General features: G+C 59.1%; 22 protein-coding genes. 7 read left to right on the forward strand and 15 right to left on the reverse strand.

The window, feature by feature from the left end; all coding sequences use genetic code 11:
- Positions 1-48 precede the first annotated feature (48 nt).
- Entirely contained in the window at positions 49-777 is a 729-nt protein-coding gene (locus AAC126_RS05365; RefSeq protein ID WP_339850753.1) for a response regulator transcription factor, read from the forward strand.
- A gap of 96 nt (positions 778-873) precedes the next feature.
- Here the strand turns inward: AAC126_RS05365 and AAC126_RS05370 are convergent, their stop codons facing one another.
- The 6 genes from AAC126_RS05370 to AAC126_RS05395 form a co-directional block, all read right to left on the reverse strand.
- Positions 874-1710, reverse strand: a complete 837-nt coding sequence (locus tag AAC126_RS05370) for a protein-glutamate O-methyltransferase CheR (protein WP_339850754.1) — start codon at positions 1708-1710, stop codon at positions 874-876.
- 6 nt (positions 1711-1716) lie between these two features.
- A complete protein-coding gene (locus AAC126_RS05375; protein WP_339850755.1) occupies positions 1717-2895 on the reverse strand; it encodes a chemotaxis response regulator protein-glutamate methylesterase in 1179 nt (392 codons plus the stop codon).
- Positions 2896-3261, reverse strand: a complete 366-nt coding sequence (locus AAC126_RS05380; RefSeq protein ID WP_339850756.1) for a response regulator — start codon at positions 3259-3261, stop codon at positions 2896-2898.
- Between the two features lie 58 nt (positions 3262-3319).
- Positions 3320-3811: a chemotaxis protein CheW gene (locus tag AAC126_RS05385; protein ID WP_339850758.1), complete on the reverse strand. Its 492-nt coding sequence runs from the start codon at positions 3809-3811 to the stop codon at positions 3320-3322.
- Positions 3812-3818: 7 nt separating this feature from the next.
- Positions 3819-6521, reverse strand: coding sequence for a chemotaxis protein CheW (locus AAC126_RS05390; protein WP_339850759.1), 2703 nt, complete (start codon positions 6519-6521; stop codon positions 3819-3821).
- A gap of 181 nt (positions 6522-6702) precedes the next feature.
- Entirely contained in the window at positions 6703-7344 is a 642-nt protein-coding gene (locus tag AAC126_RS05395) for a histidine phosphotransferase family protein (RefSeq protein WP_339850762.1), read from the reverse strand.
- A 193-nt stretch (positions 7345-7537) separates the two neighbouring features.
- Between AAC126_RS05395 and AAC126_RS05400 the strand changes: the two genes are divergently transcribed.
- Entirely contained in the window at positions 7538-7741 is a 204-nt protein-coding gene (locus AAC126_RS05400) for a DUF3553 domain-containing protein (protein WP_339850764.1), read from the forward strand.
- A 26-nt stretch (positions 7742-7767) separates the two neighbouring features.
- On the forward strand, positions 7768-8847 hold the full coding sequence (locus tag AAC126_RS05405) for a DUF364 domain-containing protein (RefSeq protein WP_339850767.1): 1080 nt from the start codon (positions 7768-7770) through the stop codon (positions 8845-8847).
- Positions 8848-8853: 6 nt separating this feature from the next.
- On the opposite strand, the gene AAC126_RS05410 is transcribed toward AAC126_RS05405, so the two are convergent.
- The 3 genes from AAC126_RS05410 to fdhD form a co-directional block, all read right to left on the reverse strand.
- Positions 8854-9102: a hypothetical protein gene (locus AAC126_RS05410; protein WP_339850770.1), complete on the reverse strand. Its 249-nt coding sequence runs from the start codon at positions 9100-9102 to the stop codon at positions 8854-8856.
- 192 nt (positions 9103-9294) lie between these two features.
- Complete coding sequence (gene mobA / locus AAC126_RS05415; RefSeq protein WP_339850773.1) at positions 9295-9924, reverse strand: molybdenum cofactor guanylyltransferase MobA; 630 nt, start codon at positions 9922-9924, stop codon at positions 9295-9297.
- On the reverse strand, positions 9914-10807 hold the full coding sequence (gene fdhD, locus AAC126_RS05420; RefSeq protein WP_339850774.1) for a formate dehydrogenase accessory sulfurtransferase FdhD: 894 nt from the start codon (positions 10805-10807) through the stop codon (positions 9914-9916). The genes mobA and fdhD overlap by 11 nt, the downstream gene beginning before the upstream one ends.
- 169 nt (positions 10808-10976) lie before the next feature.
- On the opposite strand from fdhD, the gene moaA reads away from it, so the two are divergent.
- Entirely contained in the window at positions 10977-11969 is a 993-nt protein-coding gene (gene moaA, locus AAC126_RS05425) for a GTP 3',8-cyclase MoaA (RefSeq protein ID WP_339850777.1), read from the forward strand.
- 43 nt (positions 11970-12012) lie between these two features.
- On the opposite strand, the gene AAC126_RS05430 is transcribed toward moaA, so the two are convergent.
- The gene (locus tag AAC126_RS05430; RefSeq protein ID WP_339850779.1) at positions 12013-12516 is read right to left on the reverse strand and encodes a molybdopterin-guanine dinucleotide biosynthesis protein A; all 504 of its coding nucleotides are present in this window, start codon (positions 12514-12516) and stop codon (positions 12013-12015) included.
- A 155-nt stretch (positions 12517-12671) separates the two neighbouring features.
- On the opposite strand from AAC126_RS05430, the gene AAC126_RS05435 reads away from it, so the two are divergent.
- From AAC126_RS05435 to AAC126_RS05445, 3 genes are all read left to right on the forward strand, one after another.
- Positions 12672-13430, forward strand: coding sequence for an NAD kinase (locus tag AAC126_RS05435; protein ID WP_339850781.1), 759 nt, complete (start codon positions 12672-12674; stop codon positions 13428-13430).
- 62 nt (positions 13431-13492) lie between these two features.
- Positions 13493-14458 (forward strand): arginase family protein, encoded by a 966-nt coding sequence (locus AAC126_RS05440; protein WP_339850783.1) that lies wholly within the window; start codon positions 13493-13495, stop codon positions 14456-14458.
- A gap of 188 nt (positions 14459-14646) precedes the next feature.
- Positions 14647-14829, forward strand: coding sequence for a hypothetical protein (locus tag AAC126_RS05445; RefSeq protein ID WP_339850785.1), 183 nt, complete (start codon positions 14647-14649; stop codon positions 14827-14829).
- A gap of 6 nt (positions 14830-14835) precedes the next feature.
- Here AAC126_RS05445 and AAC126_RS05450 read toward each other — a convergent pair whose 3' ends face one another.
- The 5 genes from AAC126_RS05450 to AAC126_RS05470 are packed head-to-tail and all read right to left on the reverse strand — an operon-like array spanning position 14836 to position 19658.
- Positions 14836-15732 carry an N-formylglutamate amidohydrolase gene (locus AAC126_RS05450; RefSeq protein ID WP_339850787.1) on the reverse strand — a complete coding sequence of 299 codons (897 nt, stop codon included), beginning with the start codon at positions 15730-15732 and terminating at the stop codon, positions 14836-14838.
- Positions 15722-16753: an oligopeptide/dipeptide ABC transporter ATP-binding protein gene (locus AAC126_RS05455; protein WP_339850789.1), complete on the reverse strand. Its 1032-nt coding sequence runs from the start codon at positions 16751-16753 to the stop codon at positions 15722-15724. Before AAC126_RS05455 ends, AAC126_RS05450 begins: the two co-directional genes overlap by 11 nt.
- A gap of 3 nt (positions 16754-16756) precedes the next feature.
- Positions 16757-17737 (reverse strand): ABC transporter ATP-binding protein, encoded by a 981-nt coding sequence (locus AAC126_RS05460; RefSeq protein ID WP_339850791.1) that lies wholly within the window; start codon positions 17735-17737, stop codon positions 16757-16759.
- 11 nt (positions 17738-17748) lie between these two features.
- The gene (locus AAC126_RS05465; protein WP_339850793.1) at positions 17749-18684 is read right to left on the reverse strand and encodes an ABC transporter permease; all 936 of its coding nucleotides are present in this window, start codon (positions 18682-18684) and stop codon (positions 17749-17751) included.
- Positions 18681-19658: an ABC transporter permease gene (locus AAC126_RS05470; RefSeq protein ID WP_339850796.1), complete on the reverse strand. Its 978-nt coding sequence runs from the start codon at positions 19656-19658 to the stop codon at positions 18681-18683. The genes AAC126_RS05465 and AAC126_RS05470 overlap by 4 nt, the downstream gene beginning before the upstream one ends.
- Positions 19659-19695: the final 37 nt, after the last annotated feature.

The following is a 19695-nucleotide window of genomic DNA, read 5'->3' on the forward strand; positions in this document are numbered from 1 at the left end:
TATCTTACCGCGTTAACCTTTGTCTCAAGGTTATAGAGGGAGAGTTCCATGCGCGTACTCTTGGTAGAAGACGATTTCGCCACAGCCCAGAGCATTGAGCTCATGCTGAAAGCCGAAGGGTTTGTGGTTGATGTGACGGAACACGGAGAAGACGGCCTCGAAATTGGCCGGCTCTATGACTACGACATCATTCTCCTCGATCTTATGCTGCCAGACCTCGACGGCTATGAGGTTCTGCGCCGCCTGCGTGGCTCGAAGGTCGAGACACCGATCCTTATTCTTTCCGGCCTTTCCGAGCTGGATAACAAGATCAAGGGCCTTGGCTTCGGCGCTGACGACTATCTGACGAAGCCGTTCGACCGGCGCGAGCTGATTGCCCGGATGCAGGCCATTATCCGGCGGTCCAAGGGACATTCGGATTCGGTGATCGAAACGGGTCCGATTGCGGTCAACCTGTCCACCCGGAGCGCGGAAGTCGACGGCAAGCCGGTGCATCTGACCGGCAAGGAATTTGCCATCCTTGAGCTGCTCTCCCTGCGGAAGGGCACGACCCTGACCAAGGAAATGTTCCTCAATCACCTTTATGGCGGGATTGACGAGCCTGAGCTCAAGATCATCGACGTTTTCGTCTGCAAACTTCGCAAGAAGCTCTCGAAGGCAACCGGCGGCAACAATCACATCGAAACGGTCTGGGGCCGCGGCTATGTCCTGCGCGACGGAGATGAAGACACAGCTCCGGTAAAAAGGGCCGAAAAGGTCAAGGAACCAGCCGAATAAGGCTTCCTGACTTTCAAAACCATTGAGCATTCAACGAAAAGGGCTGAACCGGTAAACGGTTCAGCCCTTTTCTGTTGTGTGTCTGGAGCCTTGCCGTCAGATCGCGGCTTTCTGGCCTTCCTTGGCCGTCGGTTGATACATGCCGCGCTGACCTTTAACCGGCTGGAACTTGTCGGTAATGCTGATGACCGTCTCGGCCCCGCCAAGATAGAGGTAGCCATCCGGCGCAATCTGCCGGGAAACCCCTTCCAGCACTTTCCGCTTCGTCTCCTGATCGAAATAGATCAGGACGTTCCGGCAAAACACGATATCGAAGGTGCCGAGCGCGCGCGGATCCTGCAGCAGGTTGAATTCGCGGAAAGTAACCATGCGGCGGATCTTCTCGCTGAGCTGCCAGCGATCCCCGTCCTGCTGGAAATATTTCACCAGCAGCTGAACCGGGAGACCGCGCTGCACTTCGAACTGGGAATAGATACCCGAGCGAGCCCGGGCGACCATCTCCGTCGAAATATCGGTAGCGATAATCTCTACCCGCCAGCCGGTAAGCCTGGACGCCAGTTCATCAAGCACCATGCTCAGCGAGTAAGGCTCCTGCCCTGAGGAACAGGCCGCACTCCAGATCCGGATCGACTTCTTCGCCGCCCGTGACTGCAGCAGGCTCGGCAGCACAACTGTCTTGAACTGGTCGAATGGTGTGCGGTCCCGGAAAAACAGAGACTCATTCGTCGTCATAGCGTCGGTGATCGAGTTAACGAGCTTCTCGTCCCGCCGACTCCGAAGCGTCGAGACGATCTGCTCTATGGAGCTCAAGCCATGGCTGCGCGCGACAGGTTGCAACCTGGTCTCGAGCAGATACCCCTTGTCCGGCGTCAATACCAAGCCTGATTGCTTGTACAGCAGGCTGGACAGGAATTCGAAATCAGAGCTGTTCATGCCTGTCTATCCCCTCGCCAGCCGATTAACACTGGCGCCAATCTCCGAAACCGGAAGAACTTCGCAACACAGGCCAGCCTGCGCTACCGCGCCGGGCATGCCCCAGACCACGCTGCTCTGCTCATCCTGAGCCACAATATCGCCCCCCGCTTCCACAACGGCGCGACATCCCTCGCGCCCGTCATGCCCCATGCCGGTGAGGATCACCGCAAGGACACGTCCATATGCCTTGACCAGGCTACGCATCATGGGATCGACCGCCGGCCGGCAAAAATTCTCCGGCGGCTCCTGATTCAAGACGATAACCTTCTCAGCACCTTCGGCTTTCACCGTCATGTGGTAACCGCCCGGAGCAAGATAAATACGTCCCGGCGCCACGACATCACCGGATTTTGCCTCGGAACAGACCCAGCCGGACGTCTTCGTGATGTGTTCAGCCAGGATCGTCGTGAAAGTCGGCGGCATATGCTGCGTCACAAGAATAGGCTGTTTGACGGTTTTCGGAAGATCCGTGAGCACCCGGAACAACGCCTGCGGGCCGCCCGTGGAACTTCCGATACCGATAACATCAGCCCGCCGGCCACTCGGCTTGCGCAACGTAATATCGTTGCGTGCCGCACCCCGTGCAGGCGGCGCAGCCGCGCGGGGTGCGCCAGCCGGTGCGTTCTTCAGGGCCGCGGCACGCGCCGCCGCTCCGGACACCGCCACAGGCGCTCGCGCACCTGACTTGCGGCGCCTCTGGGCACCAAACGCCTTGACCTTGCTCAGCAGATCGCTGGGAAAATCAGCCGCCCCCGTCATTTCCGACGTGGAACTCGGCTTGGTCAGATAATCCTTGGCGCCAAGCGAAAGTGCTCGCAGCGAAACCTCGGCATTCCGCGCCGTCAGCGTCGAGGCCATAACGACCTGCACGCTCGGATCCACCTTCAGCAATTCCGGCAACGCGGTGATGCCGTCCATGCGCGGCATCTCGATGTCGAGCACGATGATTTCAACGTCGCTGTTCTTCAGCGTATCGATGGCCCGCTGGCCGTCCCCCACGGAGGCAACAATCTTCACATCCGGATCAGCTTCGAGGAAGCGTGTGAAGAGTCCGCGTATGACTGCGGAATCATCAACAAGCATTACCCTGTATGGGTCCGTCGACCGCGGTTTGGCTTCCGCGGACGTGCTCTGTCCACGCATTTACAGCAATCCGATTTGAGAAAATTTCGTTTCTATGATCTCGCTGTCGAAGGGCTTCATAATGTACTCATTAGCGCCCGCAGAGAGGGCTTCCTGGATATGAGCCATGTCATTCTCGGTGGTGCAGAAAATCACCAGAGGGCTATCCCCTTCCGGTAATTTCCGCAGCTCGCGCAGAAACTCAATCCCGCTCATGACCGGCATGTTCCAATCCAGAAGCACCGCATCCGGCAACTCTGCCTTGCAGGCATCGAGAGCAACCTGACCGTCTTCCGCTTCCGTGGTCTCGAACTTCAGTTCTTCCAGAATTTTCCGAGCCACCATTCGAACAACTTTAGAGTCATCCACAATCAGGCAGGTTTTCATTTAACGCTCCGCGAATTTTCACGCGCCAATTGTCGCACATACAGCAGTTCAACGCACACTATGCTGCTTCTTCTCCCTGGAAGCGAAGCAGCGACCGAACATCAAATACAACCAACAGGCTTTTATCGAGCCGGTAAATGCCTGTCGAAACCTCGCGAATGTTCCCGTCCAGCGTTGCGGGATGCTGCTCGAACATGGCTTCGTCCAGAGACAGCACCTCACCGACGGAATCGACCATCAGGCTGTAAAGCTCGCCCTGATCCTCGACAACGACGCTCATGCATTCATGATCGCCTTCATACGGAGGCATGTTCAGACGGCTGCGAATGTTAATTGCCGTGACAATGCGGCCGCGCAGATTAAGCGAGCCCGCCACTTCCTTAGGGGAAAGCGGGATACGTGTTATCCGCTGGGGGCCAAGAACGTCATGGACCTGAAGCACCGGAATGCCAAAGAGCTGCTTGCCGATCATGATCGAGACGAACTGTTTCAGTTCGCCAAGCGCAACCACGCTCTGCCCGATGGATTGAGTAGCTGGTAAATCTGACATCATTCCCTCACGCGTCAATGGTTTGCGCTAGCGTCTCGAGCAGCGCATCCCGGTCGAGTTTGGCGATATAGTCCGTGAAGCCGACTTCGCGGCCCCGGTCCAGGTCACGCGGACCAGTATGGGACGACAAGGCGATGATCGGCGTATTTTCCCAGCGTGCGATCTCGCGCAGACGGCGGGTCAATTCGAACCCGTCAATTCCGGGCATTTCGATATCGCTGATGATGGCGTCGAATTCGGCGCCGCTTTCACACAGCTCGAGAGCGGCTTCCGCATGATCCACGGTGGTCACATCGTAGCCCGCCACCGAAAGCAACGGCTTGATGAGGTTCCGGAAGAAAGCGCTGTCATCGACCAGCAGCACGCGCCGGGGTTCGGTCGGCTCCTGACTGTCCGCATCGCCGGAGCCAAACCAGTCGCCATAGGCCTGGGTCAGGTAGAAGCCCGCGTCGATGATCTCGGTCGCCTTGCCGGCAATGACCGCGCTGCCCATCAGCCACGGCGCATCCGGCCGGACCTCGATATTGATACGGTCTTCGACGATATCGACGATCTGGTCGACAATCAGGCCCATCGAACGGTCGCCGTCGGTAAAGACAAGAACCGGCTGTCGCCCTTCGGTCTCGAGCTTGAGCTCATCGCCCATCGGGATCAGAGGCATCAACTGGCCGCGATACTGCACCAGCGGCCGGCCTTCTGAATATTCGACCGTCGCAAGATCGATCTCTTCCAGGCGGGCGACCAGCGCGAGCGGTACAGCTTTCGGGCTGTGACCTCCGGCGCGGAACAGCAGCAGCGAGGAGACATCGGAGCGGTGCGTCAGATGACGGGCCGTATCCTGGCCTTCCTCGTCCACCATCTTGAGTTCTCCGCTGGCAGCCGCGACACCATTCGGGTCGAGGATCATGATCACGCTGCCATCGCCGAGAATAGTGTTGCCCGAGAAGAGCGTGATGTTGCGCAGGATCGGCGCCACCGGCTTGACCACGATTTCCTCGGTGTCGAACACCCGGTCGACCATGATGCCGACCGAATATGTACCGATCTGCAGGACCACGATGAAGGCTTCCTGCGGCGTTTCATCCGTGCCTTCATCCAGGCGCAGCATGCGCTTGAGGGAAACGAGCGGGAGCAAGCGGTTGCGCAGGCGCAGGACCGGCGTGCCGTGAACTTCCTCGATCTTGTGCTCGCTGTTGTTCGATGCCCGGACAAGCTCGACGACGCTGAGCTGCGGAATGGCGAACCGTTCGCCACCGGCTTCAACGATCAGCGCGGAGACAATCGCGAGCGTCAGCGGGATCTTGATGATGAAGGTCGAGCCCTTGCCGAATACCGACTTCAGCTCGATCGTGCCGCCAATCTTCTCGATGTTGGTCCGCACCACGTCCATGCCGACACCACGGCCCGAAACGGAGGTGACCGCGGCTGCCGTCGAGAATCCGGCCCGGAAGATGAACTGCTGGATCTGCTGCTCGGAAAGGCTATCGGCTTCGGATTCAGCAACCAGCCCGTTGGCAACGGCTTTCGCCTTGATCTTCTCCGGGTCGAGCCCCTTACCGTCATCCTTGATCTCGATGATGATATGGCCGCCTTCGTGATAGGCGTTCAGGGTGACTGTACCGGTCTCGGACTTTCCGGCCGCCAGACGCGACGGGCCGTCCTCGATGCCGTGGTCGGCCGAGTTACGAACCATGTGGGTCAGCGGATCCTTGATCAATTCAAGGACCTGACGGTCGAGTTCGGTGTCGGCGCCGAGCATCTGCAGATCGATCTTCTTGTTCAGATCGATCGAGAGATCGCGGACCAGACGCGGCAGTTTCGACCAGGCGTTCCCGATCGGCTGCATACGCGTCTTCATGACGCCTTCCTGCAACTCCGAGGTTACCTGGCTCAAGCGCTGCAGCGGCACCGTGAATTCGCTGTCTTTCTCGTTGCGCGAGATCTGCATCAGCTGATTACGGGTCAGAACCAGCTCGCTGACCATCGTCATCAGATTTTCAAGCAGATCGACATTCACGCGGATCGTCTGGTTGGCGACCGCGGACTCGCGTACCTGCTTGTCCTGTTCCGGCTGCTTGGCAACGCCCTGGGAGCCGCTGACCGCAACTTCGGTTTTCGGCGCCGGCGGTGCGGCCTCGACAACGTCCTCGACGACCGGTTCGGCTTCCGGCTCTTCAGCGGGCACATCATCGGGACCGGGCGCTTCCATGAAGGCGCGCTCCAACTCTTCGAGGCTGACCTCGCCCGGACGCAGAGCTGCGGGCTCTTCTACGGGTTCCGGCTCGGGCTCAGGCTCGGCAACGGCCGCTGGTGCCGCCGCATCATCGAGCGTCCCGCCCTCGGCGACATGATTAAGCCGGTCGATCAGGTCCTGATCGTCCCCTTCGGGCTCGACCTCGTTTTCCTCAAGTGAAGACAGCAGCCACTTGATCCGGTCGAATGATTCAAGAATGAGCGTGATAGCGTCGGCAGACACTTCAAGACTGCCGTCGCGGATCTTGCCGAGAACGTTCTCCGACGCGTGCGCAACCGCCTCAAGCCGGGGAAGTCCAAGGAAGCCGCAGGTGCCCTTGATGGTATGGACAAGCCGGAAAATATTGCCAAGCAGTGCCTGATCGTTTGGATTTTGCTCCAGTTGGACCAGTTCCACATCGAGCTCCGAAACGTTTTCGGACGTCTCTGTCAGGAATTCGCTTAGTAGCTCATCCATACGCTTACCCCATTCTATCTCGTTCTTCGACGACCGCCGGGAAAGATGGCCCGCAGGCATCCCCGCATCACGCAGCTACAGTCTTTTCAAGACGGTCACACACTAGGACAAACCATTAAACAAAGCGTTAACCCATTTACGTCGCGGGAACAATTCATGGCGAACGCTTTTCCGACTTCATTCAAGAGAAATTAACATCCACGGTGACCACGTCTGGTTCCTGACCAATCGAAAAACCATACCCGAAGCGCCGTGCATTCGCGGCCGCGACATGCGCCACAACCGATTTGCTGGTGAGTTCGCTCGCGGGCAGATCCGGGTCCAGAGCAGCCTGAACATCATCTGGCACGCTGGCTCCCGTCCCTTCCGCCTTGAGCACGAAATGCTCACCCGGCTCGCCTGGAGACTGCAGCACCATTTTGCCGCCACGCGGCAGGCATTCACACAAGAAACAGATCATGCCGAGTATGACCTTTACCCCACCGGTCGCCGGGCGCACCAGTTTGGGATCACCCGTGCATTCGAGGCTGAAATCGATTTTCCGGGCCTTCAGATACGGCGCGATGAGCTTAGCCCCATCGGCCAGGGAATGATCGCTGTTTGAACCCGCCCCGCCAAAAGCGACTCGGAAATAAGAAAGCCGTTCCGAGGCCTGCCTGGCGCTGGTTCCAATAAGAGAGAGCGCTTCCTGCTCAAGATCAGACCCGCCAGCACCAAGATCAGAAATCAGTTCCGCGCCATTTACAGTCGCGCTAACCGGACTGATCAGATCATGAAAAAGGCGCGATAAAAGCATATCAATCAATGTCATATCTTCAGGCATTCATAACCAATCCCGGGTCAAATGAGTGATGGCCCCAATTTAAAGTAAGGCCAGATTCTTGATTTTCCCTCAACTTTTGGAAAGCCCCGCGTGAAAATCTGTTGAAGTTTAATTCCTCTTTCCCTCACAATTTATTAATCGGGCCAATTCAAGCGCTCGACAGCACTGAAACGCAACCACGGTCGAGGATGCGATGCCCCATTTTTTGTTACCCGGAAGTTTCGTGCTGTTGGCGGATGAACCTGACTGGGGAATAGGGCAGATACAATCTGTCGTCGGGGACCGGGTAACGGTGAATTTCGAGCATCGTGGCAAGCAATTGATCAACAGCACCAAAGTCGATCTTATTGCGGCCGATGACATCGTTGAAGAGCGCCGCGCCGCCCGCTTCGGCTGATCGCTCCCCGAACCAGATACGGCCACATGATTTTTCCGCTCCCCCGCCTTCAACCGGGCTGGCTGCTGTCCGAAACGGTTGAACGCGAACATCCATCCTTCGCGGCCTTTCTCCAGCGCCTGTCCAACAATCGCTGGCAGGTACTGCGCCTCCCCTATGCCGCTCCGGAATTTTCCCGACAAAGCGATCTTCTCTTCATCGATCTTGCGGCTGCCGGCATTCCGGACGGTCTCGATGAAGCCGTCGAAAACGCGCTCAAGAATGCCGTCCCCGTGCTGTTCCATGGACCGGCTGCGCTCATTACCCAAATCAGCCGCCGGCTTCGCCTGAGCCCCATGCTCCTCAAACCGGACGACCTGCCGCGCTGGTGGGGACCGGAGCGGATGGACGAGGAACTCATCCGGAACACACCGCCACTCCCCGTGACCTCCGTCACACTCGGCCGTTACTGGGCCATTGTGGAGACACGTGGCTCCATGGGGCTCGCCTCCATGGCACACAGCACCAGCGGTATCCCGGACCAGCCGGAAACCATCGACCCGCAGGATCTTGTCGGGGAGCCTCTGAGCACACTCGCCGAGGGGCTTCGCACACCTGTGGGACTGCGAAGGACACTTGCCTGCGCGGCCGTGAATGCGGGCATGGCGCCGCCCTCCAATGCACTGCAGGGTGACGGATTGCTCTCCGGCACCGTCACTCCGGACAGGCCGACCGTGATCGTGGGACGGTTCCCCGCATTGCAGAGCAAGAGGCCCGGCGCAATCGTGCTGGAAATGTCACCCGGACCGGAAGATCTCCCCGCCGAAGCCGCGCCCCATGTCATCCCGGGCGCCGGAGACCTTGTCGTGACCGCCTCCGCCTGGTGCAACGGAACATTGTCCGGCCTGCTCCGGCTCGCAACAAATGTCCCGGTTACCCTGGTTGGACCTGGCACCCCGCTCTCCCCCGCGCTTCATGCCTATGGCATCAAGACATTGGCCGGATTTATCGCCATTGACCGCGATGCAATCAGATCCGTGATTGCAAACGGCGGCGGCGTAAAAGCGTTCAAGGAATTTGGCAGGCAGGTTTTGATATCGGCAGAGCAACCGGCTTCAAGCCAGTAATGCGGCTTAATCGACCGAACAACCGATCCGTTCGGTGGCATCCGAGACAACCAGCGTATCGCCGATCTGCATGGTGACCCAGCAATCGTCCCACTGTTTCCGGCTCCGCGCATCGACCTGAACGGTCCGGGAGCCGGCCTTGAACTCGATGCGCCCGGAATCGCCCGCCGACACGGCAAGCGCTTCCTTGGTCCAGAGCTTCACCCGGACACTGACCTCGGTAGAGGAGTCATTTCGGATGTTGATGAAATCCATCTTCGGGCCCGGTTTCTTTTCTTCTTCGAAACAACCGGACAGCCCGACAAGCAAAGCTATGGTTAAGATCGCTCTATTCAAGCGCACCATTTTAGTACCGCTCACACAGTTTAATTATCTAATGCTGTGCGGACTTTACGATGAAGTGACAGATAAGAGAAGTAATTCTACGAAATTACGAAAATAAAGACGTTATATAAAATGTTTTTTATACGATATTTCTGCTGTTTTTATGTCTTCAGGTTTGTTGACGTTAAAGAACGGATCAACGGGAACGTCAGAATAGTCGACAACTGACATACGGTAACGCGCGGTCCAGCGATCCACCTTGCGAATCTCCTCCACTTCAAGCGCTTCCCGCAAAGCCCCGGTCAGGGTAACCGGCCACAAGCCGATAACCGGATGATGACGCCCTCCGGAGGAGGTACAGGCAAGCTCGGCTCCGTCACGATCAATCGCCTGCCCCAGCCTGTCCGCAAGATCACGCGGAACAAAGGGAGCATCGGTCGCCACGGTGAGTATCCAGCGCGCCGCCGGTACATGGGCGGCGGCCCAGCACATCCCTGTCAGCACCCCGGCAAGCGGCCCCGGCTGCCCGGCGACGACATCCGGCGCAATGGGCAAGTCATAGGCCTCGAAGCGCGCGGGGTCCCCATTGGCGTTAAGGACCATGCGCCCCACCTGCCCGCTCAGACGCTCGATCACATGCTCGAGGATCGGACGCCCCGCCAGATGCCGCAGGGACTTGTCCCCGCCTCCCATGCGGCGCGACTGGCCTCCAGCAAGCAGCACGCCGACGATATCCCCAGCTTCAATTGCCATCGGATGCCACTCTGGCCTTCCGGCCACTCTTCTTCGGCTCGTCCGCCACGGCGGACCAGTCGGCGTCATAAATCAGCCGTTCGCCGCCGGAGAGTGCGATGAACCTCTTGCCCTTGGCCCTCCCGATCAGGGTCAGCCCGGCCTCGCGTGCCAGATCCACCCCCCAGGCCGTGAAGCCGGAGCGGGAGATAAGGATCGGAATACCCATTTGCACCGTCTTGATCACCATCTCGCTGGTCAGCCGCCCGGTCGTATAGAAGATCTTGTCGCCAGCCTCGATACCATTCAGGAACATATATCCGGCGATCTTGTCGATGGCATTATGCCGGCCGACATCCTCCATATAGATCAGCGGCTTGTCTTCAATGCAAAGAACGCAGCCATGGATCGCCCCAGCCTCAAGATAGAGGCTCGGCGTCGTGTTGATCAGGCGGGAAAGCGTGTAGATCCAGGAGGTGCGGAGCACGGCATCACGCGGCAGCGCGATATCCTCGAACTTCTCCATCAGATCTCCGAACACCGTGCCTTGCGCGCATCCCGACGTCCGAATCTTTTTTTGCAGTTTCTCTTCGTAGTTCGTTTCGCGTTCGGTACGAACCACCACGACCTCAAGATCGTCGTCATACTCGATACCGGTGATCCGGTCGTCCTGCCGCAGCATATTCTGATTGAGCAGATACCCGACGGCCAGATAATCGGGGAAATCGCCGATTGTCATGGCGGTCACGATTTCCTGGCCATTCAGGAAGATCGTCAGCGGCCGCTCCATGATCACGGAGATTTCCTGTTCCTTGCCCTCATGATCGAGGCCGCAAAGGCGGCGGGTCAGGCGCGGATCGTCCGGGCTCGGCCCGACGAGATATTCTGGTATGACATCATTCATGGACTAACTATGGGCAGACCGTGCGGGTCAGGCAATCCACATCGCGGTAAATCCTCCTGTCGACGCAGGAGATTTTCAGCGCGATATTGAAGCCGGGAACGCCGAGCGCTATATCAGGTGAGACATATCGGTCTCCGGAAACGATCTTGGCGACCACAAGGGAGGATCAATGCTCGATCCGTTTGGGCGTGACATCAGCTATCTTCGGGTTTCAGTGACGGATCGCTGCGATTTCCGCTGCGTCTATTGCATGTCCGAAAACATGACCTTCCTGCCGAAGTCAGACATCCTCAGTCTGGAAGAGCTGGACCGGATGTGCTCGGCCTTTGTCGGACTTGGCGTGCGCAAGCTACGCTTCACCGGCGGCGAGCCGCTGGTCCGCCGGAATATCATGAGCCTGTTCCGCAGCATGAAGCGCCATCTCGACAGCGGTGCGCTGGAAGAAGTCACGGTCACCACGAATGGCAGCCAGCTCGGCCGCTTCGCGCATGAGCTCTACGATTGCGGCGTGCGTCGGGTGAATGTCTCTATCGACACGCTCGATCCGGAAAAATTCAAGGCCATCACCCGCTGGGGCAGGCTGGAACAGGTGCTGGAAGGCATCGAGACCGCCAAGCGCGCCGGCCTGAAGGTCAAGATCAATGCCGTCGCGCTCAAGGGTGTGAACGACATCGAGCTCGGCGACATGCTGCAATGGTGCGGCGATAACGGCTACGACATGACAGTGATCGAAGTCATGCCGATGGGCGATATCGGTGGCGAGGATCGCGTCGACCAGTATCTGCCGCTCTCCATGGTCCGGGCCAAGCTCGCCGAACGGTTCACGCTGACGGACAACGAGTATAAAACCGGCGGTCCTGCCCGCTATGTCGATGTCGGCGAGACCGGCGGCCGGCTCGGCTTCATCACCCCACTGACCCATAATTTCTGCGAAAGCTGCAACCGGGTGCGCCTGACCTGCACCGGCACCCTCTATATGTGCCTTGGCCAAGACGATGCCGCGGACCTGCGTGCGCCTCTGAGGGCGAGCGAGAGCGACGCTCCGTTGATTGCCGCCATCGAGGAAGCCATTGGCCGGAAACCGAAGGGCCATGATTTCATCATCGACCGGCGGCACAACGGCCCGGCCGTCAGCCGCCACATGAGCGTGACCGGCGGCTAAAACGCGCGAAACCGTTCCGCATGCGCTATGTGGAGCCCTGCTCCTATTCCAGAACGAAACGGTGGGCGTAAGTCCGGCCGTCGCTGATTGTCAGCTCGGTAAAGCCGAGCATTTTGCAGAAATCGAGAAAATTGAAGACCGACTCGACCTGAAGATCGCGCAGAATCTTCGTCGTCCGCGCGACCCCGGTCATCAAAGCCAGAATGGCGCGGGCCTGCGCCAGCGTGGTCATGTGATTATCGTAAAGGCTGACGATGATGAGCTTCTCGGCATCCCCGCCCTTGGCGAACATGGCACGCTGCGGCGGATAAGGCCGCTCGCTGACGCTCTTGGCCACCCCGGAGACAAAGGCAAGACGGCTTTCCCGCGTGGCGGCCGGGATCTTCTGCGCCTGCGAGACGTAATGCTCTTCGGTCACGCTCTCCGGATAATAATATCCTTCATGCCTCTCCGAAGCATCGGCCCCGTCGCCGAACAGAGTTACGAAAGGCAGCACCACGACGATCCAGAGGGCAGCCAGAAGGCGGAATTGTCGGCGGCGTTTCATGCCATATTTCCCTGTTAATCTTTCTTGAGGCGCCCCATCTTTCCATGGTCGCGCTTGGCCGGATCATGCATAGTCCGGCCCGATGAATAAAGCTTGAAGCGAGTTTTCCTCTCGCTCATCGCCGCTTTGCCCGGCTTTCAATCGGATTGGCCCGAATGAAAATCTGCTTCACCGCCTCAAAAGCACCGGATGCGCAGGACGCGTTCAGGACACTGACCAAGCGCTACGGAAATTATCCCGCCGCGGACGCCGAGGTCATTGTCGCCCTTGGTGGTGACGGCCTGATGCTGGATACCTTGCGGGATAATTTCGAGCGGCCGCTGAAAGTCTTCGGCATGAACCGTGGCACGGTCGGCTTCCTGATGAACGAGTTCATGGAAGACGACCTGGAGCAACGCATCAACGCGGCTCAGCAGGTCACATTGCATCCGCTCCGCATGGATGCCGAGGCTCGCGATGGCACCGTGACAAGGGCTCTCGCGATCAACGAAGTCTCCCTGCTCAGGCAAAAAGCCCAGGCCGCGAAAATCAGGATCACCATCGACGGGATCGTCCGGCTGGAAGAGCTGGTCTGCGACGGTGTGCTCATCGCCACACCGGCCGGCAGCACCGCTTACAATCTCTCCGCCCATGGCCCGATCATACCGCTCGGGGCCGGCGTTCTTGCCCTCACCCCGATCAGCGCCTTCCGCCCCCGGCGCTGGCGCGGCGCGCTGTTGCCGCACGAAGCTAAAATAGAGTTCGAGGTGCTCAATCCCGAAAAGCGCCCGACCAGCGCCACGGCGGACTCGACAGAAGTCCGGGATATCGTCCGGGTTAAAGTGCGCGAAGACCGTACCGTTGCCTTGACCCTGCTCTACGATCCCCAGCACAATCTGGAGGAACGGGTTCTGAAGGAGCAGTTTGCGCCCTGAAGCCCGGCACGCCCCGCGCGGCTCCTGCCGCCTTTCCGAATCCTGCCTGACGGATCTTCAACATGACCGGCAAACCCGACCTTGGCGCCCTTTTCGGTGCGACACCCTCTTCAACATTCCTCGGCGTGGAAAAATGCGATGATCTGGACGGGATCCAGGCCTCGTCGGTCTTTATCGGCGCGCCCGGAGCAACGCCCTATGGCAGTGTCGGCGCCTATTGCCGCAATGCGCCGGATGCGCTCAGAAAAGCCACATCCTCTCTGACTTCCAATATCGACCGGCACAATTTTGATCTCGGCGGGCCTGTTTTTCCGGCCGGCACCAGAAGAGCCGTCGATTGCGGCGACCTTCCTTTTGACGAGAAGGATTTCGGAAAGAACCGGGCCGTCATCAAAAACGCTATCGGAACCATTACCGGCAAGGGTGCGGTGCCGATCCTGGTCGGCGGTGACGATTCCGTGCCGATCCCCATGCTGGAGGCCCTCTCCTCGACCGGACAGACATTCACCATATTGCAGATCGACGCCCATATCGACTGGCGCAGATCACATATGGACGAAGAGCTTGGCCTGTCCTCGACGATGCGCCGCGCGTCGGAAATGCCGCATATCGAGCGCATTGTGCAAGTCGGCGCCCGGGGCACCGGCTCCGCGCATTCCGACGATCATGCTGATGCCGTCGCCTGGGGTGCCGAATTCTTCACGGCGCACGATATTCACCGGTCGGGTGTCGGGCCTGCCCTGGCACGCATCCCGGACGGCGCAAACATTATCGTCTGTATCGATGTCGATGCCCTCGACCCATCCATCGTGCCTGGTGTGATTGGACGTACCCCCGGCGGCCTTGCCTATCATCACGTCCTGGATCTGATGACGGGAGCCGCCAGGACAGGCCGCATCGCCGCAATGGATTTCGTCGAGTATGTTCCCGAAGCGGATATCGACGGGCTGGGCGGGCTGGCAACGGCAGGGTTGATTTCAGCAGCCATGGGCATTCTTGCCCGGCAAGATGCCGGGTTGCCCATATAGGCCGTGTTAACCGCAATTACTGTAAAAATTTACAAGTAATTCAGATGCATAGAAGATCACCCCAACGTTTCTTACGTTGCGGAAATACTTTCATCTGAGGTATATTAACGAATTGGTTACCTTTTGGTCCGAATGATACGCGGACTAGACCTAAAAAAACTGTGGCATGAACCTTGTGGGGAAGAGTCATGACCGACTACTGGGACAGTTACGAAAGTACGCCGACCAGCCGAGATGACCTTGAAGCCTATATCAAGGAACGTAAAAGGCGCGCCGCGCAGTATCTGCGGACCGCGAAAAAGGCTCAGGAACATATAGATGAACTACAGAGAAGAGACGAAGCGCACCGCAAGGCACTAAGCGGAAAATAAGCGCCGTCAGGCTTCTGCTGCCTCCAGACCTGTCTGAACATGTCCGGCGAGCCAGACGGAAAATGCGTCCAGATCCTCTTTCAGGGAAGCGAAACCGTCTGTCTTCATCATCCGGTCCGGGTCCAGATAGAGCCGCCGGTTAATCTCGATCTGTATGGAATGGCGTCCCTCTGACGGCATACCGTAACGGCGGATCATTTCAGCCCCCTTATAGGGATCGTTTACTGAAACGCCGTAGCCCTGCCCTTCAAGCCAGCCCGCCACCGCCTCGACAAAACCGCTATCGGCGGTCTCTCCCTCGCAATCGCTGACCACGAAATCCGGGCGGGCCTGCCCGTCATCCACGTTCATCGGGTTGCCGAACGGCTTCATCGAATGCCAGTCGACATGCCAGACCGCGCCATGTTCCGCATGCAGCCGGTCAAGGCTCTCCCTTACGGCATCATGATAGGGCTGATAGAAATCGCCGATCCGGGCCGCGACCTCCCCGATCGAGAGCGCTTCCGAATAGAGCGGCACATCGCGCAGGATATGCTTGCGGATCAGGCCCATGCCGCGCGCGCTCTTGTCCGTCGGCCGCGCGCCGTCTGGCCAGGGCTCCGCCAGCAGGTCCTCGTCGATATCGTCAATGGCCCGGTTGGCATCGATGTAGGTGCGCGGGAACTCCGCCTGCACAAGCCCGATACCATGGTCGAGACACCCGGAGACCAGCTCGTCGACAAACGCATCCTCGCCGGTCCTGAGCTGCGCCAGGCTGACCTTCGTAACGAAGTCATGGGGGATGGTACGTCCCGAATGGGGAGAGTCGAACAGGACCGGCACCGTGCCGGAAGTTGGATGGCGTTCAGTCAGAACGCCATCCAACCGGCGAACCCGTATCTGTTGTCCTGTCTCAGACGCCATCGTTCAGGTGGCAGGCGGAAATCCGCCCTGGAGCGATCTCCCGCAATGCCGGCTGTTCGACACGGCAACGCTCGACAGCATGCGGACAGCGCGGATGGAAGTGACAGCCCGGCGGCGGATCGATCGGCGACGGAATCTCGCCCTTGACCGGAACGAACTTGCGCTTGCGCGTGTCCAGCCGGGGCACTTCACTGAGAAGGGCTTTGGTGTAGGGATGGTTCGGCGCACGGAACAGCTCGTCCGTCGGCGCACTCTCGACCACCCGGCCGAGATACATGATGACGACTTTGTCGCTCAGATGCTCGACCACGCCCAGATCGTGGCTGATGAAGAGATAGGTGAGGTTGAGGTCCTCGCGCAGATCCATGAACAGGTTCAGCACTTGCGCCTGGATCGACACGTCGAGAGCCGCAACGGACTCGTCACAGACCAGGAAGTCAGGCTTCACGGCAAGGGCCCGGGCAATGCCGATACGCTGCCGCTGACCGCCCGAGAACTGATGCGGATAGCGCTTGATATAGCTCGGGTCGAGACCGACCCGCAGCATCACGCTCTCGACATAGTCCTGCATCTCGGATTTGGAGATGATGCCATGTACGCGTGGCGCCTCGCCGATGATGTCACGCACCCGCAGCCGCGGATTAAGCGAGCTCATCGGATCCTGGAAGATCATCTGGACCTTGAGCTGCACTTCCCGAGCCTCGGCCCCGCTCATCTCCGTCACGTTCTGGCCGCGATAGAACATCTGGCCTTCACTCGGCTCATGCACACCGGCAACAACGCGGCCGAGCGTGGATTTACCGCAGCCGGACTCACCGACCAGGCCGACCACTTCGCCATCTGCGATGGAAATCGAGACATTGTCGACCGCGTGCACGGTCTCCTCGCGCACATTGGCACCGAGCTTCTGACCGATCCTGCCGGCAAGATCGAGATGCTTCACGAAGCGCTTGGAAATACCATCCAACTGAAGGATCGGCGTATCGGTCGCGGCGGCTGGTTTGTTTGTTTGTGTCGTCATGATCTAGACCGCCTCGGTCACGAGCGGATGATGGCACCGGACCTGACGGCCTGCGGCTACCTCGGACAGAACCGGTGCGATCTCGCAGGCCGGCGTGGAATAACTGCAGCGCGCGGAGAAGGCACAGCCAGCCGGCAGATTGAGCAGAGACGGCGTCATCCCCGGGATTTGCTGCAGGCGCTTGCCGCGGGCATTGCGGCTCGGCACGGAACCGATGAGACCAGCCGTGTAGGGATGCTGCGGCGCATCGAGCACGTCATCCACCTTCCCGGACTCGACCACGCGGCCCGCATACATCACCGCCACCTCGTCCGCCAAGCCGGCGACGACGGAAAGATCATGGGTGATCCAGATCATCGCCGTACCGGTTTCCGCGCAGAGCTTCTGCACCTCGTAGAGGATCTGCCCCTGGATCGTGACATCGAGCGCCGTGGTCGGCTCATCCGCGACGATAAGGTCGGGCTTGTTCAGTAGCGCGATGGCAATCGCAACACGCTGCCGCATGCCGCCCGAGAACTGGTGCGGATAACTCTTCAGCCGCTCGTCCGGAGCCGGAATTCCGACCTGGCCGAGAGCATCGCGGGCACGCTGACGGGCTTCGTCATCGGTCACCTTGTAATGCGCCTTGATGGCCTCGATCATCTGCGTGTCGATGCGCAGGACCGGGTTCAGGGTCATCATCGGATCCTGGAAGATCATGGCAATGTTGTTGCCACGCAGCTTCCGCATCCGCTCCGGGCTGGCGCCGACGAGGTTTTCACCGCGATAGAGGATTTCACCTCCAGCCACGCGGCCTGGCTCGTCGACCAGTCCGAGAATGGAGAATCCCGTCACGGTCTTGCCGGAGCCGGACTCGCCCACGAGTCCGAGAATCTGGCCTTTGCCAACGGAGAAACTAACGTCGTCGACCGCTTTAACCACACCGGCTTTGGTGAAGAAATGGGTCTGGAGATTACGGACCTCGAGGGTCGCTTGATCGCTCATCTGACCTGGACCTACTTCTGAAGACGGGGATTGAGAACGTCGCGCAGACGGTCGCCAACGAGATTGATCGTCACGATCGTGAACAGCAGGGCCAGTCCCGGATAGACACTGATCCAGTATTTCCCGCTCATGATGTATTCAAAACCGTTTGCGATCAGCAGGCCGAGAGACGGTTCCGTCACCGGAAGGCCGAGACCAAGGAAGGACAGGGTCGCTTCCAGAGAGATCGCATGTGCCACCTGCATGGTGGCGACGACGATCAGCGGCGGCAGGCAGTTCGGCAGCATATGCCGGAAGATAACCCGCGGCTTGGACAGCCCGAGGCAGGTAGCCGCCTCGATATATTCCCGCCGGCGCTCCACCAGGGCCGAGCCGCGCACTGTCCGCGCGTAATAGGCCCATTGCACGACAACCAGTGCCGCGATGATCTTGTCCACGCCCTTGCCGAGTGTGGCCAGCAGCACCAGCGCCACAAGGATCGCCGGGAAGCTGAGCTGGATATCAACGACACGCATGATCACGGTATCGACCTTGCCGCCGAAATAGGCGGCACAAAGACCGAAGGTCACGCCAATCAACAGCGCAATAACACCACTGCCAATGCCGACACCGAGACTGATCCGCAGGCCATAAATCATGGCGCTGACCATGTCGCGGCCCAGACCGTCCGTCCCGAGCATGGCCGTAACGCCACTGCCCATCTGCTCACCCGGCAGCAGCAAATTGTCCATGAAGGTGACGGATGCCAGATCGTACGGATCGGTCGGCGCGATGAGCGGGCCCAACAGTGCGACCAGGATCACAAGCAACACACTCACCGCGCCAAAGACGGCGATCTTGTTTTCGGCATAGTCGGCGATAAACCGGCGGAACGGTGTTTCCACCTCCGCATCCGGTGTTTTCTGCCCGGCAGAGCCCTGAGCGGTATCGTCCTGAACGGCGCTCATGACTTCATCTCCTGAAGGCGGACCCGCGGATCAAGCACCGAATAGAGTACGTCGACGATAAGGTTGATGAACACGAACAGCACCACGACGAACATCAGATAGGCAACGATCACCGGGCGGTCGAGGAAGTTGATCGAGTCGATCAGCAGCTTGCCCATGCCCGGCCAGGCGAACACGGACTCGGTGACAACCGAGAACGCGACCAGGCCGCCGAACTCAAGTCCGAGCACGGTCACCACCGGGATCATGATGTTCTTGAACAGATGCACGCCGATGATCCGGGTATCGCTCAGCCCCTTGGCCCGGGCGAACTTGATATAGTCCTGATGCACGACTTCACGGGTTCCGGCGCGGGCCAGACGGATCACCATCGACAGCTTGAACAGCGCCAGATTGACCGCCGGCAGAATCAGATGCTGCAACCCGTCCAACGTCAGGAAACTGACGGAAATGCCGAACACCTCAACGGTCTCGCCACGGCCAGTCGACGGCAGCCAGCCCATGATTACGGCAAAGAAAAGGATCATCATGATACCGACCCAGAAGGTCGGCAGACTGAACCCGAGGATCGAGCTCGTCATGATGGTTTTGGATATCCAGGAATTGGCGTTCAGGCCGGCATAGATACCAAGTGGAATGCCCAGGACCACGGCGATGAACAGCGCGGCGAAAGCCAGCTCGAACGTCGCCGGCATACGCTCTGCGATCAGGTGCATCGCGGATTCCTGGAACACGAAGGAATTCCCCATGTCCCCCTGCAGCGCATGCCCGATAAAGCGCAAATACTGCATATAGAATGGCAGATCGAGCCCCATGGACTTGATCATCATCTCTCGCTCAGCCTGGTCCGCGTCATCCGCGACCAGCATCTCGACGGGGTCCCCGACAAGAAACACGCCGCCGAAGACCAGCAGCGACATTATGAGCACAACAAGAGCCGCCTGCATAAGGCGACGAATGACGAACACGGTCATTCTTTATCCCGACACCAGCATGGTTGACGAATACAGC

Origin of the sequence: uncultured Nisaea sp. (assembly GCF_963974195.1) — a bacterium.
In the GTDB taxonomy this organism is placed as follows: domain Bacteria; phylum Pseudomonadota; class Alphaproteobacteria; order Thalassobaculales; family Thalassobaculaceae; genus Nisaea.